We start from the raw sequence: 22,857 nt of genomic DNA on the forward strand, positions 1-22,857 counted from the left end.
TTCCCCGTACGGGAGGCCGGAAGGACCGCCGTACGGGAGCACGGAACGGGCCCGGCGGATATCGCACTCCGCAGGGCCCGCTCCGTGCCGTCGGTGTGCCGTCAGCCGCCGAGGATCCGCAGCCCGGGCAGCAGGCCCGGGACCAGCGGGGGCACCTCGACGCCCTGCTGCCGGGCCCCGTCCGGGACACCGGGGGTGCCGGACGGCTGCGGCACCTGCGGCGGGGCCGCGTCGGCGCTCGGCGAGGGCTTGGCGCCGGTGAGCCCGTTGGTGAGGTCGCCGACCAGCCCGTTGACGGCGTCCGGGGCGCTGGTGGGCAGGGTGCTCGGCAGGCCGGCGCCCTTGCCGCCGCTGCCGGTCACGCCGGCACCGGGGCCGACCGGGGCGGTGGCGCCGGGGCGGTTGCCGCCGGTGGCGCCGCTGTCCGGGGCCTGGCCGCCGTCCTGCGTGGCGCCGGAGCCGTCGGCCGGGGCGCCGGCGGGGGAGCCGCCCGTCGAGTCGGCGGAGCCGCCGCCCGCTCCGGAGCCGGGCGACCCACCGTTCTTGCCGGCGGGCTGGACCAGGCGCAGGGGCGCGACGTCCTCGCTTATGTCGTCGAAGAGCTGGCTCACCAGGGAGGCCTGCTGGGTGAGCTGGGAGGGCAGCTTGCCCTGCAGCTCGGTCCAGCGGCCGTCCTCGTCGTGGGCGAAGCCGGCCAGCGCGCGCATCGGGTCGAGCGAGCCGTTGCTGCGGTAGACCGAGCGCAGCAGCTCGCGGCCCTTGAGGGCGTCCGCGTGCATGTCGTCCAGGGCGCGGCGGACCTGCTCGACGGTGGCCGGGCTCAGTGCGCCGGCCGGGCCGGTGCGGCCGACCAGGACCTTGGCCTCGCCGAGCCGGGTGGCGGCGTTGTCGAGCAGCAGCTCACCGCGCTCGGCGTCGGAGCCGGCGAAGTCGAGCCGCAGCCCTTCGAGGCCGCGCTTCAGGCCGTACAGCGTGTCCCCGGGAACCGCTCCGGTGCTCGCGGCGGCGGCACCGGCCAGGCTGCCGACGGCGAGCCCGGCGACGAGTCCGCCGATCGCGAACCGGCGGCTCCACCGGCCGCGCGGCGCCGACCGGATCGCCCGGTGGCGGCGCTGGCGGGGCACCGCGGCGCCCGGTCCGCCGGCGAAGGCCTGCTCGAACGCGGCCATCAGCTGGGCGCGTTGGACCGTCCGGACCTCCCGGTCCAGCACCGGTCCGGGCAGCGCTCCCAGCACGTCGGTCAGGCCGACCAGTTCGGCCATCGCGGCCGAACCGGGGCCGGCGCCTGCGGTGTTGGCCGATTCCGCGTCGGTTGCAGCGCGTTGCTCCGTCCGGTGGGCCTCCAGCGCCTCGGCGAAGGCCTTCGCCCGCCGGTGCTCCAGCACGTTTGCCGTCACGGGCCACACCTCCCTTCGTCGTTGTCGACACCCTGGCCCGCCGGACGGTTGCCCCGGCTGGCCAAAGCCACTCCATCGGGTGACGGGTCGCAATTCGGCTTGACCGTACGCCTGGTGGAGGCTTGCACGCTGGCCAACGATCGGTGCGGGCGGTCGGTTACGCACGGCTGATCATCGGACCGACCGTTCACTCTGACGTGTCGGTCGGGCGTGGACGGTGACGGCCGGCCGGGCGGCCCTCCGGCTGTGTCCCCCGCGGTCACGGTCGGCTCATCGGGCGTCGGGCGGCAGCAGCCGCGCCAGCGTCCGTACGGCGCGGTACTGGAGGGTCTTGATGGCGCCCTCGTTCTTGCCCATGATCCGGGCGGTCTCCGCGACCGAGAGCCCCTGCAGGAAGCGCAGGGTGACGCACTCCTGCTGCTGCGGGTTGAGCCGGCGCACCGCGTCCAGCAGGGCGGCGTTGGAGAGCGACTCCAGCACCGACTCCTCCGGGCTGCGCTCGCACTCGTTGGAGTCGAGCATCTCGCCGGTGGTGACCTCCAGCCGGAAGCGGCTGGACTTGAAGTGGTCGGCGACCAGGTTGCGGGCGATGGTGACCAGCCAGGCGCCGAAGTCCCGGCCCTGCCAGGTGAAGGTGCCGATCCGGCGCAGCGCGCGCAGGAACGTCTCGCTGGTGAGGTCCTCGGCCGTGGCCCGGCTGCCGACCCGGTAGTAGATGTACCGGTAGACGGTGTCCGCGTAGTGGTCGTAGAGCCGGCCGAAGGCCTCGCTCTCGCCGGCCTGGGCCCGCTCGACCAGCTCCATGATCGGGTTGTGCTCGGTCTCGTAGCCGGGGCCGGTCGCGGTCCGGGAGCGGCCGCGCCCGAGGCCGGCACCGCCGGTGCGACCGCGCGAGCCGGTGCCGGCCGAGCCGGCGGCGGTGGTGCGCAGGGCCAGGCCGGGGCCGTGCGGGTGGCCGAACGACCCTCCGGCGGGCACGAGTTGGGGCGAGGCGGCGAGCTGGCTGCGGAGCAGGCTGCGCAGCAGGTCCAGGCCGGTGGAGATCTGCCGCTCGGCGGTGGGCCGGTCGTGGTGGCCGGTGCGGGGGCGCAGGGGCGCGGACGACGGGCGGGAGGGTGCAGGCGCGTCGTTCCGGACGGGTGGGTACACGGGACTCCCAGAGGCAGAACTGTGGACGGATCACCTCCGCCTGCGCGGAGAGCACTCCCCGAAGCGTCCGTTCGAGCGGGACGTGTGGAGACGTGCATCCAGGAGAGAATAACGCTTTGTGCAATGACAGCTACACCGTGTGGTCGAAGTGGTCGTTTGGGATCCATTTGTTGCGCATATTCGGCTGACACTGACCGGAGCTGTCGGCGTTCATCCGGCTCAACGTGATCGAACAGGCGCTCAGGGTGACCAATTCGGCGGTCCGGGGGGCCGTTTCCCAGCCTTGGGGCTCGGCAACCCCTGACTTTCCCGGTCTGGCGAACGATCAGAACCGGTCACCGGCTGACAGGTTCGTGCATCGGCCCTTGACCGTGTTGCGCCGGAAGGGAGTTCGCCCGTACGAGCGGCCAGGTCAGGGCCCTTGTTGACGTCCGGTCACCCGCGCGGGCGAGCGCGTCGGGTGACGCTGCGGGAGCCCGTGTGACGGCTCCGGCGGCGGAGTGCGGCGGAGTGCGGTGGTGGTCTCAGGCGCGCCGGCGTCGCCGGTGCAGGGCCACGGCGGCCGCCGTCGCGCCCGCCAGCACCCCGACCGCGGCCGCCGCCGGCAGCCCCACCTTGGCCGCCTTCCGGCCGGTGCGGAAGTCCCGCACCCGCCACCCCTGGGCCCGGGCGTGGCGGCGCAGCGCGCCGTCCGGGTTCACCACGTACGGGTGGCCGACCAGCGAGAGCATCGGGATGTCGTTGGCCGAGTCGCTGTACGCGGCGCAGCGGTCGAGGTCGAGGCGCTCGCGGCGGGCCAGCGCCCGGACGGCGGCGGCCTTGGCCGGGCCGTGCAGCATGTCGCCGACGAGTCCGCCGGTGTAGAGGCCGTCCCGGGCCTCGGCGACGGTGCCGAGCGCGCCGGTCATGCCGAGCCGCCGGGCGATGATCCGGGCCACCTCCAGCGGGGCGGCGGTGACCAGCCAGACCCGCTGGCCGGCGTCCAGGTGCATCTGGACCAGCGCCCGGGTGCCCGGCCAGATCTTGTCCGCGACGACCGGTTCGAAGATCTCCTCGCAGATCTCCTCCAGGTCGGCGGTGCGCTTGCCGGCGACGATGCCGAGGGCGGTGGTCCGGGCGTCCGAGATGTGGTCCGGGTCCTCGGCGCCGTGCAGCCGGAACCAGGCCTGCTGCCAGGCGAAGCGGGCGATGTCGCGGCGGGTGAGGAAGCCGCGGCGGAAGAGGCCGACGCCGAGGTAGAAGATCGCGGCGCCGCGCAGGATGGTGTTGTCGCAGTCGAAGAAGGCGGCGGCGCGGGGGTCGTCCTGGTCCGGGGTGTGGTTCCCGGCCGGGGCCTTGGGCGCCTTCCCGGGCTTGGTCGGAGCCTGGCCGTCCGCGGCGGCCGGCGCGTCCCCGGTGGCCGCGGTGTCCCCGGCGGCCTGCGCGTCCGCCGCGGGGGCGTCCGCCGCTCCGGGCTCGGCCCGCAGCGCGGCCTCCGCCGCCTCGGCCGCGGCCTCGCCCGCCAGGGCGCTCCGCTCGCTGGTGGAACGTCTTGCCTGGGTGAGCCTTCGGAGCACGGCCATGGCACCGAGCATAGCCAGCCGGGCGCGGAGCGGCCGTGACGGTGCCGTGCCCGTGAGGTGAACAGCTCCACCGCGCGCGGGGGCGGGCGCCCCGTGAGCGCAGAATGGGGCGGTGAGCCCACTGCTGCGACGTAAGAGCCCCGATCCCGCGGACCGTACCGTGACCCTGGTCGGCAAGCCCGGCTGCCACCTGTGCGACGAGGCCCGCGAGGTCATCGTCCGGGTGGCGGGCGAGCTGGGGGCGTCCTTCGAGGAGAAGGACGTCACCCAGGACGAGGAGCTGTACCGCCGCTACTGGGAGCAGATCCCGGTCACCCTGGTCGACGGGCGCCAGCACGACTTCTGGCGGGTCGACGAGCGCCGGCTGCGCGCGGCCCTGGGCGGCTGACGGCCCGCGCGCGGGCGCTCGCGCCCCCGCCACTCGGCGGGGGCGCTTCGCCGAATCGTTGCCAAAGACACTCCGTTTCGGCCCCGGCCGGGGCGCCTTGGTCGGCTTACGATCGAACGCGTTTGCGCCCGTGGGGGGCTGAGCACACGAGGAGTGTCGCCATGCTTCCCGGTCCGATCCCCGGCACGCCCGAAGCCCCGTCCGGGGCCGGGGGCTTCGCCGTGGTGGACGTGGAGGCGACCGGCCGCAGTCCGTGGCGGCACCGCGTGGTCGAGGTCGCGGTCGTCCTGCTCGACGAGCGGCTGTGCCCGGAGGGCGAGTTCGCCACCCTGCTGGACCCGCTGGGCCCGGTCGGCCCGACCCATGTGCACCGGATACGCCAGTGCGACGTCGAGGGCGCCCCGCGCTTCCGCGAGATCGCCCCGCAGCTGCTGGAGCTGCTGGCCGGCCGGGTGCTGGTCGGCCATCACGTCAGCTGCGACCACGCCTTCCTGGACCGCGAGTTCGCCCGGATCGGGGTGCCGCTGCCGCCCGTCCCGCTGCTGTGCACGATGCGGCTGGCCCGCGCCCACCTGCCGGAGGCCCGCAGCCACGGCCTGGCGGCCTGCGTGGAGGCGGCGGGCCTGGGCTGGTACCCGGCACACACCGCCCTCGGCGACGCCCGGGTGACGGCCGAGCTGCTGCGGCACTGCCTGGGTGCCCCTTCCTGCCCGCCGGGCGACTGGGCGGGCCCGCTGCGCGAGGCGGCCCGGGTGCCCTGGCCGCGGCTGGGCGGGGCCCGCTCCGGCCCGTCCGGCGCGGCCGTCCCGCTGCTGCGCCGGGAGGCCCCGTACGGCCCCTGGCTGCCCGGTGCGCAGGCCCCGGAGGTCGTGCTGACGCACGCCGGTGCTATGGGCTCGATGGCGTGATGCGCATCACTGTGCGGGGACAAATCGGACACCATCTTTGTGCACACGTTCACAAACGCATAGCCTGGCTGCCAAAGCCCAGCTTCACCCACAGGAGCACCGTGGCAATCGGCCGATCACCACAGAGCAGTTCGCAGACGCCCGACCAGGGCGCCGCGCGCCGACCCTCGCGTGCCCGGGGCATCCCGGAGGCGACTGTCGCCCGCCTGCCCCTCTACCTGCGGGCCCTCACCGCGCTCTCCGAGCGCTCGGTGCCGACCGTCTCCTCCGAGGAGCTGGCCGCCGCGGCCGGCGTGAACTCGGCCAAGCTCCGCAAGGACTTCTCCTACCTCGGTTCCTACGGCACCCGCGGCGTCGGCTACGACGTCGAGTACCTCGTCTACCAGATCTCCCGCGAGCTCGGCCTGACCCAGGACTGGCCGGTCGTCATCGTGGGCATCGGGAACCTCGGCCACGCCCTCGCCAACTACGGCGGCTTCGCCTCCCGCGGCTTCCGGGTGGCCGCCCTGCTCGACGCCGACCCCAACGTGGTCGGCAGCAGCGCGGCCGGGCTGCCGGTGCGCCACATGGACGAGCTGGAGTCGATCGTCGAGAGCCAGCACGTCTCCATCGGTGTGATCACCACCCCGCCCGGTGCCGCCCAGCAGGTCTGCGACCGGCTGGTCGAGGCGGGCGTCACCAGCATCCTGAACTTCGCCCCGACCGTGCTGACCGTTCCGGACGGCGTGGACGTGCGCAAGGTGGACCTCTCCATCGAGCTGCAGATCCTGGCCTTCCACGAGCAGCGCAAGGCCGGCGAGGAGCCGGACGACCGCGCCGAGTCGGTGCTCGACCGCGCTCCCGGCCCGGTCCGCGCCGCCGCCGCCAAGCTGCGGCGTGCGGCCGGCGGCAACGGCAAGGGCCGCGGCACCGCCGAGTCGACGGCGAAGGACCAGGCCGAGCAGGCCAAGGGAAAGGCCGCCAAGGGCGGCGACGGGGATCTCTCCGCGGTGATGCCCGCATGAACACCGAGAGCTGTGGGGGGCGGGCATGAGCCTTCTCGTCGTAGGGCTGAGCCATCGCACGGCCCCGGTCGGGGTGCTGGAGCGCGCCGCGCTGACCGGCGACGTGCCGACCCGGCTGCTGCACGACGCGGCCGCCACCGCGACCGTCGCCGAGGCCGCGCTGCTGAACACCTGCAACCGGATCGAGCTGTACGCGGACGTGGACAAGTTCCACGCCGGCGTCGCCGAACTGTCGCTGCTGCTCGCCCACCACAGCGGGGTGGACCTGGAGGAGCTGACCTCCCACCTGTACGTCCACTACGAGGACCGCGCCGTCCACCACCTCTTCTCGGTGGCCTGCGGCCTGGACTCGATGGTGGTCGGCGAGGGCCAGATCCTCGGCCAGCTGCGCGACGCCCTGGCCAAGGCCCAGGAGGAGCACACTGCCGGGCGCGACCTGAACGAGCTGTTCCAGCAGGCGCTGCGGGTCGGCAAGCGGGCGCACAGCGAGACCGGCATCGACAAGGCCGGCCAGTCGCTGGTCACCTTCGGCCTGGAGCAGGTCGCGGCGGGCGCGGGCGAGATCGCCGGCAAGCGCGCGCTGGTCGTCGGCGCGGGCTCGATGAGCTCGCTGGCCGCCGCCACCCTGGTCCGCTCCGGCGTGACCGACCTGCTGATCGCCAACCGGACGGCCGCCCGCGCCGAGCGGCTGGTCGAGATCCTCGGCCCGGACGTCGCCCGCGCCCTCGACCTCGCCAAGGTGCCGGAGGCGCTGGCCGACGTCGACCTGGTGATCTCCTGCACCGGCGCGGCCGGCGTGGTGGTCAAGGCCGAGGACGTGGCCGCCGCCGTCGCCCTGCGCCCGGCCGGCCGGGGCCCGCTCGCCCTGCTCGACCTGGCCATGCCGCGCGACGTCGACCACGCCGTCCACGAGCTGGACGGCGCCCTGCTGGTCGACCTGGAGAGCCTGTCCCATGCGCACGCCGCCACCCCCGGCGCCGGCGACGTCGACCAGGTCACCCGGATCGTCGCCGACGAGGTGACGGCCTTCGGCGCCGCCCAGCGGGCCGCCCGGATCGCGCCGACCGTGGTCGCGCTGCGCTCGATGGCCTCCGACGTGGTCGCCGCCGAGCTCGGCCGGCTGGAGGCCCGGCTGCCCGACCTGGACGACCGCTCCCGCGCCGAGATCGGCCAGACCGTCCGCCGCGTCGTCGACAAGCTGCTGCACGCCCCGACCGTCCGGGTGAAGCAGCTGGCCGCCGAGCCCGGCGGCGCCTCCTACGCGGAGGCCCTGCGCGAGCTGTTCGACCTCGACCCGGCCGCCGTGCACGCGGTGTCCGGGACGCCCGTCGGCGGCGCGCCCCAGCCCTCCGCCGGGGGCACCAGATGAACCGTCAGCCATCCCACGAGTACCACCGGGACGATCACCCCATGAATGGTCAACCGATCACGGAGCAGCCCTCGGCCGCCGCACCCCTGCGGCTCGGCACCCGGCGCAGCGCCCTCGCCATGGCCCAGTCGGGCATGGTGGCCCGCGAGGTGACCAGGGTCACCGGGCGCCCCGTCGAGCTGGTCGAGATCACCACCTACGGCGACACCTCACGGGAGGCGCTGGCGCAGATCGGCGGCACCGGCGTGTTCGTCTCCGCGCTGCGGGACGCACTGCTGGAGGGCCGGATCGACTTCGCCGTGCACTCGCTCAAGGACCTGCCCACCGCCGCCCCCCAGGGCCTGGTGCTGGCCGCCGTCCCCGAGCGCGAGGACGTCCGGGACGCCCTGGTCGCGGCCGAGGGCCTGACCCTGGACGAGCTGGTGGAGAAGCTGGCCGGCTCCGGCCGCCCGGCCCGGATCGGCACCGGCTCGCCGCGCCGGATGGCGCAGCTGAACGCCTGGGCCGCCGCCCGCGGCGCCCAGCTGGAGACCGTCGCGATCCGCGGCAACGTGGACACCCGGATCGGCTACGTGACCGGCGGCGAGCTGGACGCGGTGGTGCTGGCGACGGCCGGTCTGAACCGGCTCGGCCGCAGCGCCGAGATCTCCCAGCACCTCGACCCCGAGCTGATGATCCCGGCCCCCGGCCAGGGCGCGCTCGCGATCGAGTGCACCACCGCGAACACCGAACTGACCGCCGCGCTCGCGGCCCTGGACCACGCCCCCACCCGGGTCGCCGTGGCCGCCGAGCGCGCCCTGCTGGCCACCCTGGAGGCCGGCTGCTCGGCACCGGTGGCCGCGCTGGCCACCTGGGGCCGGCAGAACGAACTGCGGCTGGACGGCGTGGTCGGCAACCCCGACGGCTCCGCCCTGCTGAAGATGTCCGCCAACGGTCCGATCGTCCTCGACGAGTCCGCCGAGCAGCAGGCGGCGGCCCTCGGCCGCGCGCTGGCTGACCGGCTGCTCGACGGGGGCGCGGCCGCCCTGATGGGGGAGCGAGCCCGATGAGCCCCACCGCCGCCACCGATGCCCTGTTCCCCGCCGGGCAGCCCGCCACCGGACGGTGCACCTTCCTGGGCGCGGGCCCCGGGGACCCGGGCCTGCTGACCCTGCGCGCGGTCGAGGTGCTGTCCACGGCCGACGTCCTGGTCGCCGACCCGCTGACCGCCGCCGCCGTGCGCAGCCACTGCCCGGCCGCCGTGCAGGTGCACGACCCGGCCGCCGAGGGCGCCGAGCTCGACCTGGCCAAGGTGGTCGCCGAGGCGGTCCGCTCGGGCAAGCACGTGGTCCGCACCGTCGACGGCGACCCGGGCCTGGACGGCTGCGCCGCCGAGGAGATGCTCAGCTGCGCGGGCGACGGGATCCCCTTCGAGGTGATCCCGGGCGTCGCCCAGTCGGTCGGCGTCCCGGCCTACGCCGGCGTCCCGCTGCGGGCCGGGGCCGGCACCGACGTGCGCTTCGTGGACGGTGCCCAGCTGCTGTCCGGCGGCCCGGTGGACCTGGGCGCGCCGGAGACCACCCTGGTGGTCCGCACCACCCTGGGCCAGCTGCCGGCCACGGCCGCCGCGCTGGTCTCCAACGGCCGCAAGCCGGAGTCCGCGCTCAGCGCGACGCTCTCCGGCACCACCACCCGCCAGCGGACCTTCACCTCCACGCTGTCCGCCATCGCGGCCGACCTGAAGGCCGCCCGGGTGCTGCCCTCGCCGGTCTCCGCGCCGGTCGACCCGGCCACCTCGGTGATAGCCGTGGTGGGCGAGCAGGTCGCCCACCGGGCCTCGCACTCGTGGTTCGAGACCAAGCCGCTGTTCGGCTGGAACGTCCTCGTGCCGCGCACCAAGGAGCAGGCCACCGGCCTGTCCGAGCAGCTGCGCTCGTACGGCGCGGTGCCGCAGGAGGTGCCGACCATCGCGGTCGAGCCGCCGCGCACCCCGCAGCAGATGGAGCGGGCCATCAAGGGCCTGGTCACCGGCCGCTACGAGTGGATCGCGTTCACCTCGGTGAACGCGGTGCGCGCCGTCCGGGAGAAGTTCGAGGAGTACGGCCTGGACGCCCGCGCGTTCGCCGGGATCAAGGTCGCGGCGGTCGGCGAGACCACCGCGCAGGCCCTGGTGGACTTCGGCGTGAAGCCCGACCTGGTGCCCTCCGGCGAGCAGTCCGCCGCCGGTCTGCTGGAGGACTGGCCGCCGTACGACCCGGTCTTCGACCCGATCGACCGGGTGCTGCTGCCGCGCGCCGACATCGCCACCGAGACCCTGGTGGCCGGCCTGGTCGAGCTCGGCTGGGAGGTCGACGACGTGACGGCGTACCGGACGGTGCGCGCCTCGCCGCCGCCGGCCGAGACCCGTGAGGCGATCAAGGGCGGCGGCTTCGACGCGGTGCTGTTCACCTCGTCCTCGACCGTCCGGAACCTGGTCGGCATCGCGGGCAAGCCGCACAACGTCACGGTCATCGCCTGCATCGGCCCGGCCACCGCCAAGACCGCCGAGGAGCACGGCCTGCGGGTCGACGTGATGGCCCCCGCGCCGTCGGCGGCCGCGCTGGCCCAGGCACTGGCAGACTTCGGGGCGAAGCGCCGTGACACCGCGACGGCCGCGGGCGAGCCGGTCTACCGGCCCAGCGAGCGCCGTCCGGGTTCGCGCCGCAAGGCCCGCTGAGGGCCTGCCCCGACCCCCGGCCGGGGGTGGCGAGCCGTCGCCCCCGGCACTGCACAACCGTTCGGAGAGAGAAGCCGTGTCCGCTGAATTCCCGTACGTACGCCCCCGTCGGCTGCGCCAGAGCCCGGCGATGCGCCGCCTGGTGGCCGAGACCAGGCTGCACCCGGCGGAGCTGATCCTGCCGCTGTTCGTCCGCGAGGGCGTCAGCGAGCCCGTCCCGGTCAGCTCGATGCCGGGCGTGGTCCAGCACACCCGGGACACCCTGCGCAAGGCCGTCGTGGAGGCGGCCGAGGCGGGCGTGGGCGGCGTCATGCTGTTCGGCGTCCCCGAGGTGCAGGACGCGATCGGCAGCGAGGGCACCAACCCGGACGGCATCCTGCAGCAGGCGATCCGGGACGTGGTCTCCGAGGTCGGCGACTCGCTGGTGGTCATGTCGGACCTCTGCCTGGACGAGTACACCGACCACGGCCACTGCGGCGTGCTGGCCGCCGACGGCAGCGTGGACAACGACGCCACCCTGGAGCGCTACGCCGAGATGGCCCGGGTGCAGGCCGACGCCGGCGTCCACCTGGTCGGCCCCTCCGGCATGATGGACGGCCAGATCGGCGTCGTCCGGCGGGCGCTGGACGAGGCGGGCCACCAGGACGTGGGCATCCTCGCCTACACCGCCAAGTACGCCTCGGCCTTCTTCGGCCCGTTCCGCGAGGCCGTGGGCTCCTCGCTCAAGGGCGACCGCAAGGCCTACCAGCAGGACCCGGCGAACGCCCGCGAGGCGCTGCGCGAGCTGGAGCAGGACCTCGCCGAGGGCGCCGACCTGGTGATGGTCAAGCCGGCCATGGCCTACCTGGACATCCTGCGCCAGGTCGCCGACGCCTCCCCGGTGCCGGTCTCCGCCTACCAGGTGTCCGGCGAGTACGCGATGGTCGAGGCGGCCGCCGCGAACGGCTGGATCGACCGGGAGCGGATGATCATGGAGACGCTCACCTCGATCCGCCGCGCCGGCGCCGAGCAGATCCTCACCTACTGGGCCGTCGAGGCCGCCGCGATGCTCAAGTAGCCGGCGCGGTAGCAGGGCGTACGGAAGGCCGGGCGGCTCCCACGGGAGCGGCCCGGCCTTCCGCGTCCGGCTAGTTCCAGCCGGCGATGTGCGCGAAGCCCTCGCCGCCGCCCACCAGGTCGGTGGAGGTGGCCGCGCCGCCGCCGAAGCCGCCGGCGGCGATGTCGGAGGTGTGGGCGACGCCCCAGCCCCCGCCGGCCACGAACGGCTGGTCGGCCGAGGCGGCGATGCCCCCGCCGCCCGCGAGGCCGACGTGGGCGAACGCCGGGGTGGCGGCACCCGCGAGCGCCAGCGCGGCGGTGGCGGTCAGGGCGGCCTTGGCCAGCTTGCTCTTCATGGATCTGCCCTCTCTCTGGGAGCGCCCCCGCGGGCGCTCTGCGTCTGACTCGTGATCACAGCCCGTCCGTCCCGCCCGGCGCCCCACGCGCCCGGCCGGACGGACGGTCACCCGGTCGGGCCGGGCGCCCGTCCGGACTTCTCGGCCCGCAAGCCCGGAGGGCCCGGGGAGACCTTCCTCCCCGGGCCCTCCGTCCGTGCCATGCCCCTTGATCAGCCGATCAGGTGCGAGACACCCGCGTCGCCCGAGGACTGGGTGTTCTGGCCGACGTTGCAGATCTGCTTCGGGGTGCTGTTCAGGACCGGGACCTCGACCGGAACCGCGACACCGATGACCGCGACGGCGATGTTGTGGACCTCCGGCAGGCAGATGTTCGGGTTGTCCAGGGTGTGGAAGTTCGGGCTGCCGTTGCCGTGGGTGCCGGTCTGGTTGGTGCCGCCGTTGCCCTGGACGGAGGTGGCGGCGCCGTCCGAGTCGACGATGGCGGAGGCCGAGCCGGCGGACATCGCGATGGCGGCGGCGGCCAGGCCGGCGGCGGCGAGGGACTTCTTGATCATTTCCGGTTTTCCTCTCGGGGGTGAATCGGGGAGCGATTCGTAGGGTGGATCGGAGGGGTGGTGCAGGGAGCTGAACGGAGCGTCAGCCGATCAGGTGGGACACGCCCGCGTCACCGTGGCTCTGGGTGCCCTGGCCCTGGGTGCAGTACTGCTTGCCGCCGCTGTTGGCGATCGGGACCTCGACCGGGACGGCCACGCCGAGCACGCCGACGGCGATGTTGTGGATCTCGGGGAGGCAGACGTTCGCGTTGTCCAGGAAGTGGAAGTTCGGGCTGTTGTTCCCGACCGTCCCGGTGAAGTTGGAGCCGCCGTTGCCCTCGATGGAGGCGGCGGCGCCGTCCGCGTCACCGATGGCCGAGGCGGGCGCGGCGGCGGCGGCCAGCGCGGCGACGGCCAGGCCGGCAGCGGCGAAGGACTTCTGGATCATGGGGAGATCCCTCTCTGAAATGCTCTTGGATTCCTTGCGTACAACGCGTAGAACGCTCAGACCCGGTCTGCAGTCACTGACGTCCAGATCAAAGAATGACGGCACGGAAGGTTACGGGGATTTTTGAAAAGAGTCCGGGAGGCGCGACGAAGGATGGTTTCCGGTCGGATTATTAGGCCGAACCGGCTAACCGGCGCAATCCGCACTCCCGGTCACTCGTTGAGCAGATTGCTTTCCGGCTGCGCCCGCGCAGCCTTCCTCAGTGATCCCCAGTACGGACAGCAGAACGGTGAAAAGCATGAAGTTCTCCAAGCGGGCCGGCGCGATGCTGCTGGCGGTCGGTGCGGGCATGCTCGCCTCCCAGGGGCCGGCCTCCGCCGCCCCGGTCGGCCCCGACCAGGTCGGAGCCCTGGAGGACGCGCTGGCCACCCAGCAGGTCCCGGCGGAGGTGCCGCTCACCCCGCTGGGCAGCCGGCTGTCGGCCGGCATCCCGACCTCGCTGCTCATGCCGCCGGTGCCCGGCCGGACCACCAGCACCAGCACCGAACTGATCCCGGAGCGGATCGTCCCCCAGCTGAGCACCGGCAAGGTCGGCCCGAGCGCCAAGGCCGAGCTGCCGCTCCCGCTGCTCGACCAGGGCGCCGACCTCGGCCAGGTGCTGCTGGACGCCCCGGCCGCCCCGCTGCACGCCGACACCCCCGGCGTCACCCTCGGCAAGCCGCTCTCGCTCGCCCAGGACGGCGCCGGCCAGCTCGCCGGCGGTCGGCTGAAGGTCGACGAGGTCGACCCGCGCCTGCTCACCGGTGCCGTGCAGGCCGTCCCGGGGGCCAACGCCAGCCTCGGCGGCGACGACCACCGGCTCTCCGTCACCGACGAGGTGAACGACCTGACCACGACCACCGCCGCCACCGCCACCGAGGTGGTGGGCCAGAGCGGACTGGCCGACCCGGCGGCCACCACCGCCACCGCCACCGGCGTGCTCCGGCAGGCCGGGCTGACCGACCTGACCCGGCTCTGACCGGCGCCGGGCACGCCAGGGGCCCGGCACGACGGGAGCCCGGCACCCCGCTCACCGCGCGGGGTGCCGGGCTCCGGCGCGTGCGCCGCCCGGTCGGACGCGGCGCCCGTCAGCCGGGCAGGACGCCGGTCAGGCCGCCGACCAGCGGGAGGTCCTTGACCCCGCCGCCCGCGCTCAGCGGGCCGGTCAGCGTCCCGGTGCCGACCGGGGCCAGGCCCTGGTCCGGCTGGACGGTCGCGCCGTTGTTGAGCACGTCGGCGGAGGAGTTGGCCCACGGGTCCAGGCGCAGGCTCTTGATCGGCGCGACGCCGTAGCCGAGACCGGAGGTCGTCCCGTTCAGCGCCTGGCCGACGTCGGTCCTGGCCAGCGTGGCCGGGCCGGCGGGCGCCTGGCCCGCCGGGGCGGTGGCGGCCTGCGCCGAGCCCGCGCCGAGCAGCACCGCGGCACCGACGGCGGCGGCCAGGCCGGCCCCGCTCTTCTTCGAAACCATGCGGATCATCACCCTTCGGTGGATCGGGGGTCCCGGACGGCCGTCCGGGGATGCCGAACTGCCCCCCGGCCGACTGGTCGGGGGGCAGGACGGCCGGAACACGTGCCGATCGGGGATCAGCAGTTGTCCGCGGGCGGCGGGGGCAGCTCGACGTTGGCGCAGCTGTTGCCGAACGCGGGGTTCAGCAGGCCGATCACGTCGATGGAGTTGCCGCACAGGTTGACCGGGATGTGCACCGGAACCTGGATCTGGTTGCCGGAGGCGACACCGGGGGAGCCGGCGGCGACGCCCTCGGCGCCCGAGCTCGCGGCGGCGGAGCCCGCGGCGCCCAGCACCAGGCCGGCAGCGGCGGCGGAGAGGACGGCGGCCTTCTTCACGTTCTGCATGGGGGTTGATCTCCTCGATCACACACGGGGGGAGCGTGCCGCGCCCCGGCAGTGCGGGGCGCGGCAAGGGCTCGGTGAATCAGCTGTCGCCGGTGCGGCGACCGCGGGTTCAGCCGATGTTGGCGCAGGAGTTGCCGAACGCCGGGTTCAGGATGCTGATGACCCCGATGCTGTTGCCGCAGACGTTGAGCGGGATGTGCACCGGGATCTGGATCTGGTTGCCGGAGAGCACGCCGGGGGAGCCGGCGGCCACGCCCTGGGCACCGGAGCTGGCGAACGCGCCGCCGGCGGCACCGAGCACGAGGCCGGTGGTGGCCAGGGACAGCACGGCGGCCTTCTTGAAGTTACGCATCGTTCTTCCTCCGATTTCTGCCCGACGGAAGGGAATTGTCGGGATCCGGGCGAGCACGAATACTCGCCCGCTGGTTTCAGGGATTGCCGTGATTTGTCACTCGGACGGCGCACACCGGCGCGTTCCGCCCATGGCTCGGGCGTGGACGCAGCCGCCGTGTTGCAGCGCCTCTCGAAACCGCTCCCGCACGGCCGGGAATGGCTCGGACAAAGGCGCGACCGGGCGGAATTCCCGGTCAGACGTTCCGGCGGGGATTGCCGGACGCCGCGTTCGTGGGGCCCGCCACGTCGATCGAGCCGCCGGTGGCCGCGGTGCCGACGGGGCCGTGGGCGAGGTGGTGCATGGACGTGCTCGATTCGTGTGTAGGGGGCCGGATGGACCGGGTTCCGTCAGGGAGAACGAGGCACGGCGCGCGGGGAAACGGCCCGTCCGAAGCCGATCACCCGAATGCCGACCGGGGGCGCCGTTGCTCCGGACGGGTGACAGTGGGCGCACCGTCGCAACCGGTCCGGGCGGGTGTCGTTCTTGATGTCGCACTCCCCGTGCATCTCTGTTGAACAGTCAGGAGGCTCGCATGAGCATCAAGAAGACCGCCGCCGTCGGCGCGGCCGTGGTGGGCATCGTGGCCGCCGGCGCCGGCACCGCGATGGCCAGCTCCGGCGCCGAGGGCGTCGCCGCCGGTTCCCCCGGTGTCATCTCGGGCAACCAGATCCAGGTTCCGGTGCACGTGCCGGTCAACCTGTGCGGCAACACCATCGACATCGTGGGCCTGCTGAACCCGGCGTTCGGCAACCACTGCGCCAACGTGGGCTGATCCCGCACCCGGTTCGGCCGGTGCGAGCCGCCGTTCCGCGCTTCCCTCCTGGGGCGCGGGGCGGCGGCTCTTCGTCGTGCCCGGAATCGTCGTGCCGGGAATCCGTCGGCCCGTCAGGTCCCGGCTTCGTCCTAAGCCTTGTTGTGTTACTTGTCAGTTCCTAGAATCCGAGTCCTGCTCACCTTTTCAGCTCCTCCCTTGCTCCGCGCCGCTCGGCGCCCCCGCCCGGGCGGTCCCCCCACCCCCCCGCAAGGAGTCGCGTGTGATCAGGTCCCGCCTGTCGGCGGCGCTCGCCACCGGCGCCCTCGTCGTCACCCTCGGGCTGGCCGGCGCCCCCGCCGCCCTCGCCGATCCCGCACCCGCCCCGGCCCCGGCACCCGGCGCCGCCAGACCGGCCGCGGTCGTCGCCCTCGGCGACAGCGCCATCTCCGGGGAGGGCGCCGGCACCGACACCAACGACGGCTACTTCCCGGAGACCGACAGCCCCACCAACTACTGCCACCGGCACCCCAAGTCGGAGATCTTCGTCACCGACATCCCCGGTGTCACCCCGATCGACCTCGCCTGCTCCGGCGCCCAGACCGGCGACCTGGTCAGCGACCCCGAGCTGGCCAAGGTCACCGGCCCGGGCAGCGGCGACTTCGGCGAGCCCAAGCAGGACGTCAAGCTCGCCGACGTGGCGTCCAAGTACGACGTCAAGCTGGTCGTGGTGACGATCGGCGCCAACGACGACTTCGACTTCAGCGGCGTCATGATGCACTGCCTGGCGCAGTACTTCCCGATCCCCAAGGACCAGGGCTGCCGCGACACCATCGGCAGCGACGAGATCCGCCGGCGGGCCGAGGGCGTCCAGCCCAAGGTCGTCGCGGCGCTGCAGAACATCCGTCAGACCATGCGCAAGGCGGGCTACGCCGACTCCGCGTACCAGCTGGTCTACCAGTCGTACTTCAATCCGATCACCCCGGACATCCGGCGCAACGACTACCTCGGCAAGATCGCCGACGGCTGCCCGGCCTTCCCCGAGGACCTCGCCTGGGGCCACAACTGGGTGGTCCCGACCTTCAGCGACGCGCTGCGCGGCGCCGCCGAGCAGGTCCCCGGCGTCCGGTACCTGGACCAGCGGCGGGTCGCCTTCGGGCACGAGGTCTGCGCGGAGTGGACCAGCTCCCCGTACGAGTACAGCAACGGGGACGTCATCAACCTCTCCGAGTGGGCGCGCAACGGCTGCGACTCGCAGATCGGCATCCCCGGGCTGTGCATGAACATGGTCCGCCAGTCGTACCACCTGCGGGTGGCCGGCTACCGCGGCGAGGGCGTCTGCCTCGGCCAGTTCTACGCCCGGCCCGAGCTGAGCCAGGCCTACTGCTCGCTCAACCAGCAGAACACCACGTCGATCCAGCCGCTCACCCCGGGCAAGCCCTTCGGGGACGTCCCCGAGGACGGCGCCTGGTACCAGCTGACCAACGCGGCCACCGGCAACGTCCTGGACCTCACCGGCGGCGGCACCTACGGCGACTCGACCAACGGCCGGGCCGCCATCAGCTACCCGGCCGGCGGCGGGCTGAACCAGTCCTTCGTGCTGGAGGCCAAGGCCGGCGGCAGCTACGAGCTCGACTTCAGCGGCAACCGCGACATGTGCCTGGACGCCAACGCGGCCTCCACCGCCCCCGGCACCCGGATCCAGCAGTGGCGCTGCAACGGCGGCGGCAACCAGCATTGGGTGTTCGAGCCGGCCGGCGACGGCCGCTACAAGATCGCCGACTCCCAGGACCCGGGCAAGGTCCTGGCCGCCGGCAGCACCGTGGACGCCAAGGGCAACCCCTACGTCCAGCTCGCCACCGACACCGGCTCCGCCGACCAGCTCTGGCAGCTCACCAAGCTCGGCATCGTCTACGTCAAGGGCTGACCCGCCCCCTCGGCACCCCTCAGGCCGTCGCCGCCCCCAACCCGGCGGCGACGGCCGCGCTCGTCGGGTACGGCGTCTCGGCCGGCAGCAGGGCGGGGTCCCGTTCCAGCCGCACCCGTTCGGCCAGCGCGGTGACGTCCGTGATGCGCCGGATCCACTCGTCCGCGTACCGCCGCACCGCCTCGCCGCGCAGCCCGACCTGGATCGCCCGGTGGTCCAGCGGCTGCAGGCGGAGGTCGCGGTCCGGGTCCCACTGCACCCGCACCGGGCTCTGCCGCAGTTCCCGCTTCCACGCCGCCCGCGACTCGTGCACCCGGCCGGTGTAGGCGCTGAGCACCGCCCGCTCCAGCGCCCAGTCGAAGCCCTCCCGGCTGATCTCCAGCGCCAGCACCCGCTCCTGCCCGGCGCTCCTCCCCCAGTCGCTGCGGTGCATCGTCCAGAGGAAGGACGGCTTGATCCAGGTCATCCGGTCGCGCTCGAACGCCGCCGGGAAGCGCCCTTCGGCCGCCGCGGGTCCGGCGATCGCCGGCGGGAAGGCCTGGTAGACCGTGATCGTCGCGGCGGTGTGCGCGGCCCGGATCCGGCGCGTCGACGGAGTGTTCGGCATGTCCGCAATCGTCGCGGGCGCCGCCGTCGGGGTGCCATCGGTTTTCCCGCCGTGGCGGGGGACGGCCGGCCCGGTCCGGGACGTGCCGTAGGCTCACGGGAAAATCGTTGCGCCGGAGCCGCGCGGACCACGGGCGGGGCGGGGGAGTACCCAGAGCAGATGAGCACGGCATCGAGCACCGAGTCGTCCGGCACCGAGTCGCCCGGCACCGAGCCCACGTCGCCCGCCGCGGCGACGGCGGCGCCGTCCGAGGACCGGACGGGCCGCGCGCCCGGGCGGTTCGGGGCACTGGTGGACCGCTTCGCGCCCGCGCTGGGCGCGTACGCGGTGGTCAAGGCCATCGGCCTGACCGTCTTCATGCTGCTGCTCTCGCACACCGGCGACTACCTGAACAAGCAGCCCGGCCGCGGCGGCGGCGCCAACCCCTGGGACGTGCTGAGCACCTGGGACGGCGTCTGGTACCAGCGGATCGCCGAGAACGGCTACCACCCGCAGCTGATCCCGCTGCACGGCTTCCCGCTGGCCACGTACTACGAGAACTCGGCCGCCTTCTTCCCGCTCTACCCCTGGCTGATGCGGCTGGTCGGCACGGTCACCGGGCTCGGCTCGTACGGCTCCGGAATCGTGGTCTCGGTGCTCGCCTCGCTGGTCGCGGCGGCCGGGATCTTCGCGATCGCCGAGCGGCTCGGCGGCTTCCGGGCGGGCGTGACGGCCGCGGCGCTCTGGGCCCTGTTCCCGGGCTCCGGCGTGGAGTGGGCGGTTTACTCGGACTCGCTGTTCGTCGCGCTGTCCGCCTGGGCCTGCTACTGCGTGATGACCCGCCGCTGGCTGACCGCCGGCGTGCTGGCGCTGGTGGCGGGACTCAACCGGCCGACCGCCGCCGCACTGATCGCCGCCGTCTCGATCGCCGCGCTGGTCGCGCTGGTCCGCCGCACCGACGGGGTGGCCCGCCCGCTGACCGCGATGCTGATCACCCCCTGGGGCCTGATCGGCTACGTCGCCTGGGTCGGCTGGAAGATGGGCGACTGGGGCGGCTACTTCAAGCTCCAGCGGGGCGCGTGGAACCGCTACTTCGACGGCGGCGCCTCCACGCTCCGCACGATCATGGACGTGATCACCGGGCACTGGGACTTCTGGCAGTCCAACCCCGTCCCGGACCTGATCGCCATCGCCCTGCTGATGGCCCTGCCCGGCCTGCTGGTGCTGCTGTGGCGCGCCCGGCCGCCGCTGGTCCTGTGGGTCTACACCGCGCTCACCATCGCCACCGCGCTGAGCAGCAACCAGATCTTCGGCAACATCTCGCGTTACCTGCTGCCGGCCTTCCCGCTCTGCATCGGCCTGGCGTTCGCGCTGCGCCGGGTGCGGACCTCCTCGCTGGTCGGGCTGTTCGCGATGCCCGCCATCGCGGCCGGCTGGTACGCCGGCTATGCGCTGTTCGAGTTGGGCATCCCGTAGACCCGGCGTTGGTTGTCAACGGGATCATCCGGCAGCAGACGGGCCGTTGCTAATCTCGGACGTATGACGACGACCCCGCCCGTGCGCGAGATCCGCGACATCTCCGGCCTGCTGGACCACGCGAGCCACGTGCTGGCGACCAGGATGGCGGCCGCCTTCGCCGAGCTCGGGATCACCCCGCGCGCGTACTGCGTGCTGTTCCACGCGCAGGAGGCCGAGCGCACCCAGATCCAGCTGGCCGAGCTGGCGGACCTGGACAAGACCACCATGGTGGTCACCGTCGACGAGCTGGAGAAGGCGGGCCTGGCCGAGCGCCGCCCGTCCGCGACCGACCGCCGGGCCCGGATCATCTCGGTCACCGAGGCGGGCGAGCGCGCCGTCGCGGAGGGCAGCGCGATCGCCGACCGGGTGCACCGCGAGCTGCTGGAGTCGCTGCCGCAGTCCGAGCGCGAGGTCTTCGTCTCCGCGCTGACGCACCTCGTGGGCGGCCACCTCGCGGAGCCGGTGGAGAGCGAACGCACCGTACGCCGCGCCCGCCGGGCCCGGGGCTGAGGGCCGCGCCGGGGCACGTCCTGGGCCAGCTGCCGGGCAGCCCGCCGCCGCCGTGCCCCGATCGCCCGTCAAGAGCCGACGGACCGTCAACCCACCTCGTCCTGCGCCGAGTTCGTCGGCGCCGGAGTCCGGGCGGGTGGCCGAGCGGGCGTCAGGGCCAGACCAGGCAGTACAGCTGGTGGCCGGCCTCGTGCAGCCGGTTGGCGAAGTCCTGCCACTCGTGCAGCATGCTGTAGATGACGAAGGCGTCCCGCGGCCCGCGCCGGTCCGGGACGGTGGACCAGATGAAGGCGGCGGCGCCGAGCTCGGTCTCGTCGGCCTTGCGGAGCGGCTCGACCACGTTGTGGGGGAGCTGTACGACGGCGTAGTCCGGGTGCAGCACGACGAGTTCCAGCGGGGGCACCTGGTGCAGCGGCACGCCCTGGATGCCGGTGAGGACCATGGCGCTCATGGTCTCCGGTTTGATCTTGGTGGAGAGGTGGCCGGTGGGGGAGCCGCTGGTCTCCATCAGGTCGCCGAGCCGCCCCAGCGAGCCGAGTTCCCCGGCGTCCAGACCGAGCCCGCCCGGGCCGAGGGCGGTGGGAACCCTGGCGGCGGTCGCGCGGTCAGGGGCGCCGAAGTACTTGTACGTCACCCCCACGCGTCCCTCACCCCGCCTCTCGCCGCCGCGGCGACCACGTCCCGTACCCGCTCCCGTACCCCCGCGTGCGGCCTCGGCAGGCCGGCGGGAGCCCCCCGCGGCCTCGTCGTAGCCGTCCTGCGCCTCGGACACTCGGACCATCCTCACCGGAATTCGCCGGAATCGACAGACCCCCGCACGCCCGGCGTCCCTCCGGACGTGCTCCTTACCCGTCATGCGCCGCCGTACCCACTCGCGGGCCGTACCCACCAGCGGCGCACAGCAGTCCTCTTCACACCCCTGCACACAACCGGAGCACTCGCGCACTCTGTGTGCACAGTCTGACTGGTCCGTGCTCGGGAGCAGTCAGCGCCCCCGTCCGTACGGACTGTACGGACAACCGTACAGACAACGAGTGCCCGGATCATCGTTCCAGATGATCGGGTCCGACATGCAGAGGGCAAGGACACGATTTGAGACCATGTCTCCCGTGAGCTACCCCTACGAAGCCCCCCAGTCCCAGTCGCTGTTCGATCGCGCCTCCGTGGTGACGCCCGGCGGCGTCAACTCCCCGGTGCGTGCCTTCCGCGCGGTCGGCGGCACGCCGCGCTTCATGGTGTCCGGCACCGGCCCCTACCTCACCGACGCCGACGGCCGCGAGTACGTCGACCTGGTGTGCTCGTGGGGTCCGATGATCCTCGGCCACGCGCACCCCGCGGTGATCGACGCCGTCCAGCGGGCCGTCGCCCACGGCACCTCCTTCGGCACGCCCGGCCAGGGCGAGGTCGAGCTGGCCGAGGAGATCGTCGCCCGGGTCGCCCCGGTCGAGCAGGTCCGCCTCGTCTCCTCCGGCACCGAGGCCACCATGTCCGCGATCCGGCTGGCCCGAGGCTTCACCGGCCGGGCGAAGGTCGTGAAGTTCGCCGGCTGCTACCACGGTCACGTGGACGCCCTGCTGGCCGCCGCCGGTTCCGGCGTGGCGACCTTCGGCCTGCCCGACACCCCGGGCGTCACCGGCGCCCAGGCCGGCGACACCATCGTGCTGCCGTACAACGACCTGGCCGCCGTCGAGCAGGCCTTCGCCGCCCACCCGGGCGAGATCGCCTGCGTGATCACCGAGGCCTCGCCCGGCAACATGGGCGTCGTCCCGCCGCTGCCCGGCTTCAACGCGGGCCTGGCCCGGCTCTGCCGGGACAACGGCGCGCTGTTCGTCTCCGACGAGGTGATGACCGGCTTCCGCGTCTCCAAGGCCGGCTGGTACGGCCTGGAGGCCGCCAACGAGGGCTGGGCGCCGGACCTGCTGACCTTCGGCAAGGTCATGGGCGGCGGCTTCCCGGCCGCGGCCTTCGGCGGCCGCGCCGACGTGATGGCGCACCTGGCCCCGGCCGGCCCGGTCTACCAGGCGGGCACCCTGTCCGGGAACCCGATCGCCACCGCGGCCGGCCTGGCCCAGCTGCGCGGCTGCACCGACGAGGTGTACGCGCGGGTGGACGCCGTGGCCGCCGAGGTCTCCGGCCTGGTCTCCGAGGCGCTCGCCAAGGAGGGCGTGGCGCACCGGATGCAGACCGCCGGGAACATGTTCTCGGTGTTCTTCACCGAGGCCGCCGTCACGAACTACGACGAGGCGAAGACCCAGGAGGCGTACCGTTTCACCGCCTTCTTCCACGCGATGCTGGCCGAGGGCGTCTACCTGCCGCCGTCCGCCTTCGAGTCCTGGTTCGTCTCGGCGTCCCACGACGAGCGGGCGATCGAGCGGATCGCCGCCGCGCTGCCGGCCGCGGCCCGCGCAGCCGCCACGGCCTAGTCCC

At 73.7% G+C, this 22,857-nt stretch carries 24 protein-coding genes; 13 read left to right on the forward strand and 11 right to left on the reverse strand.

Features of this window, described 5'->3' with window-relative positions; all coding sequences use genetic code 11:
• Nucleotides 1–101: 101 nt before the first annotated feature.
• The 3 genes from ACIRST_RS24570 to ACIRST_RS24580 form a co-directional block, all read right to left on the reverse strand.
• On the reverse strand, nt 102–1,397 hold the full coding sequence (locus ACIRST_RS24570) for a DUF5667 domain-containing protein (protein WP_402804335.1): 1,296 nt from the start codon (nt 1,395–1,397) through the stop codon (nt 102–104).
• Between the two features lie 270 nt (nt 1,398–1,667).
• Nucleotides 1,668–2,546: an ECF subfamily RNA polymerase sigma factor, BldN family gene (locus ACIRST_RS24575; protein WP_402804337.1), complete on the reverse strand. Its 879-nt coding sequence runs from the start codon at nt 2,544–2,546 to the stop codon at nt 1,668–1,670.
• Between the two features lie 524 nt (nt 2,547–3,070).
• On the reverse strand, nt 3,071–4,108 hold the full coding sequence (locus ACIRST_RS24580; protein WP_402804339.1) for an HAD family hydrolase: 1,038 nt from the start codon (nt 4,106–4,108) through the stop codon (nt 3,071–3,073).
• Between the two features lie 112 nt (nt 4,109–4,220).
• Between ACIRST_RS24580 and ACIRST_RS24585 the strand changes: the two genes are divergently transcribed.
• From ACIRST_RS24585 to hemB, 7 genes are all read left to right on the forward strand, one after another.
• Complete coding sequence (locus ACIRST_RS24585; RefSeq protein WP_402804341.1) at nt 4,221–4,496, forward strand: glutaredoxin family protein; 276 nt, start codon at nt 4,221–4,223, stop codon at nt 4,494–4,496.
• Between the two features lie 161 nt (nt 4,497–4,657).
• Entirely contained in the window at nt 4,658–5,404 is a 747-nt protein-coding gene (locus tag ACIRST_RS24590) for an exonuclease domain-containing protein (RefSeq protein ID WP_402804343.1), read from the forward strand.
• Between the two features lie 107 nt (nt 5,405–5,511).
• A complete protein-coding gene (locus ACIRST_RS24595) occupies nt 5,512–6,408 on the forward strand; it encodes a redox-sensing transcriptional repressor Rex (protein WP_350521732.1) in 897 nt (298 codons plus the stop codon).
• 25 nt (nt 6,409–6,433) lie between these two features.
• Nucleotides 6,434–7,777, forward strand: coding sequence for a glutamyl-tRNA reductase (locus ACIRST_RS24600; RefSeq protein WP_402804345.1), 1,344 nt, complete (start codon nt 6,434–6,436; stop codon nt 7,775–7,777).
• 41 nt (nt 7,778–7,818) lie between these two features.
• The gene (gene hemC, locus ACIRST_RS24605) at nt 7,819–8,826 is read left to right on the forward strand and encodes a hydroxymethylbilane synthase (protein ID WP_350521611.1); all 1,008 of its coding nucleotides are present in this window, start codon (nt 7,819–7,821) and stop codon (nt 8,824–8,826) included.
• Nucleotides 8,823–10,472 (forward strand): bifunctional uroporphyrinogen-III C-methyltransferase/uroporphyrinogen-III synthase, encoded by a 1,650-nt coding sequence (locus tag ACIRST_RS24610; RefSeq protein ID WP_350521610.1) that lies wholly within the window; start codon nt 8,823–8,825, stop codon nt 10,470–10,472. Before hemC ends, ACIRST_RS24610 begins: the two co-directional genes overlap by 4 nt.
• A gap of 76 nt (nt 10,473–10,548) precedes the next feature.
• A complete protein-coding gene (hemB, locus tag ACIRST_RS24615) occupies nt 10,549–11,529 on the forward strand; it encodes a porphobilinogen synthase (RefSeq protein ID WP_350521609.1) in 981 nt (326 codons plus the stop codon).
• Nucleotides 11,530–11,599: 70 nt separating this feature from the next.
• Here the strand turns inward: hemB and ACIRST_RS24620 are convergent, their stop codons facing one another.
• From ACIRST_RS24620 to ACIRST_RS24630, 3 genes are all read right to left on the reverse strand, one after another.
• Nucleotides 11,600–11,866: a hypothetical protein gene (locus ACIRST_RS24620; RefSeq protein WP_350521608.1), complete on the reverse strand. Its 267-nt coding sequence runs from the start codon at nt 11,864–11,866 to the stop codon at nt 11,600–11,602.
• 212 nt (nt 11,867–12,078) lie between these two features.
• Nucleotides 12,079–12,423: a rodlet layer protein gene (locus ACIRST_RS24625; RefSeq protein WP_350521607.1), complete on the reverse strand. Its 345-nt coding sequence runs from the start codon at nt 12,421–12,423 to the stop codon at nt 12,079–12,081.
• An 82-nt stretch (nt 12,424–12,505) separates the two neighbouring features.
• Nucleotides 12,506–12,850 (reverse strand): rodlet layer protein, encoded by a 345-nt coding sequence (locus ACIRST_RS24630; RefSeq protein ID WP_350521606.1) that lies wholly within the window; start codon nt 12,848–12,850, stop codon nt 12,506–12,508.
• A 298-nt stretch (nt 12,851–13,148) separates the two neighbouring features.
• Between ACIRST_RS24630 and ACIRST_RS24635 the strand changes: the two genes are divergently transcribed.
• Nucleotides 13,149–13,868 carry a hypothetical protein gene (locus tag ACIRST_RS24635; RefSeq protein ID WP_350521605.1) on the forward strand — a complete coding sequence of 240 codons (720 nt, stop codon included), beginning with the start codon at nt 13,149–13,151 and terminating at the stop codon, nt 13,866–13,868.
• A gap of 109 nt (nt 13,869–13,977) precedes the next feature.
• Here the strand turns inward: ACIRST_RS24635 and ACIRST_RS24640 are convergent, their stop codons facing one another.
• From ACIRST_RS24640 to ACIRST_RS24650, 3 genes are all read right to left on the reverse strand, one after another.
• Complete coding sequence (locus ACIRST_RS24640) at nt 13,978–14,358, reverse strand: hypothetical protein (RefSeq protein WP_402804350.1); 381 nt, start codon at nt 14,356–14,358, stop codon at nt 13,978–13,980.
• Between the two features lie 116 nt (nt 14,359–14,474).
• Complete coding sequence (locus tag ACIRST_RS24645) at nt 14,475–14,744, reverse strand: chaplin (RefSeq protein WP_350521603.1); 270 nt, start codon at nt 14,742–14,744, stop codon at nt 14,475–14,477.
• A 109-nt stretch (nt 14,745–14,853) separates the two neighbouring features.
• Nucleotides 14,854–15,096, reverse strand: coding sequence for a chaplin (locus ACIRST_RS24650; RefSeq protein WP_350521602.1), 243 nt, complete (start codon nt 15,094–15,096; stop codon nt 14,854–14,856).
• A 574-nt stretch (nt 15,097–15,670) separates the two neighbouring features.
• On the opposite strand from ACIRST_RS24650, the gene ACIRST_RS24655 reads away from it, so the two are divergent.
• Both ACIRST_RS24655 and ACIRST_RS24660 read left to right on the forward strand, forming a co-directional pair.
• Complete coding sequence (locus tag ACIRST_RS24655; protein ID WP_350521601.1) at nt 15,671–15,910, forward strand: chaplin; 240 nt, start codon at nt 15,671–15,673, stop codon at nt 15,908–15,910.
• Nucleotides 15,911–16,172: 262 nt separating this feature from the next.
• Nucleotides 16,173–17,816 carry an RICIN domain-containing protein gene (locus ACIRST_RS24660; RefSeq protein ID WP_402804352.1) on the forward strand — a complete coding sequence of 548 codons (1,644 nt, stop codon included), beginning with the start codon at nt 16,173–16,175 and terminating at the stop codon, nt 17,814–17,816.
• A 19-nt stretch (nt 17,817–17,835) separates the two neighbouring features.
• On the opposite strand, the gene ACIRST_RS24665 is transcribed toward ACIRST_RS24660, so the two are convergent.
• A complete protein-coding gene (locus ACIRST_RS24665; RefSeq protein ID WP_402804354.1) occupies nt 17,836–18,423 on the reverse strand; it encodes a DUF4291 domain-containing protein in 588 nt (195 codons plus the stop codon).
• Nucleotides 18,424–18,582: 159 nt separating this feature from the next.
• Here ACIRST_RS24665 and ACIRST_RS24670 point away from each other — a divergent pair, with 159 nt between their 5' ends.
• The gene (locus ACIRST_RS24670; RefSeq protein WP_402804356.1) at nt 18,583–19,878 is read left to right on the forward strand and encodes a glycosyltransferase family 39 protein; all 1,296 of its coding nucleotides are present in this window, start codon (nt 18,583–18,585) and stop codon (nt 19,876–19,878) included.
• Between the two features lie 63 nt (nt 19,879–19,941).
• Entirely contained in the window at nt 19,942–20,430 is a 489-nt protein-coding gene (locus ACIRST_RS24675; protein ID WP_350521597.1) for a MarR family transcriptional regulator, read from the forward strand.
• A 151-nt stretch (nt 20,431–20,581) separates the two neighbouring features.
• Here ACIRST_RS24675 and ACIRST_RS24680 read toward each other — a convergent pair whose 3' ends face one another.
• Nucleotides 20,582–21,064, reverse strand: a complete 483-nt coding sequence (locus tag ACIRST_RS24680) for a hypothetical protein (RefSeq protein WP_078589103.1) — start codon at nt 21,062–21,064, stop codon at nt 20,582–20,584.
• Between the two features lie 466 nt (nt 21,065–21,530).
• Between ACIRST_RS24680 and hemL the strand changes: the two genes are divergently transcribed.
• Nucleotides 21,531–22,853 carry a glutamate-1-semialdehyde 2,1-aminomutase gene (hemL, locus tag ACIRST_RS24685; RefSeq protein WP_402804358.1) on the forward strand — a complete coding sequence of 441 codons (1,323 nt, stop codon included), beginning with the start codon at nt 21,531–21,533 and terminating at the stop codon, nt 22,851–22,853.
• Nucleotides 22,854–22,857 lie beyond the last annotated feature (4 nt).

The sequence above is a fragment of the Kitasatospora sp. NPDC101447 genome, assembly GCF_044767225.1.
In the GTDB taxonomy this organism is placed as follows: Bacteria; Actinomycetota; Actinomycetes; order Streptomycetales; family Streptomycetaceae; genus Kitasatospora.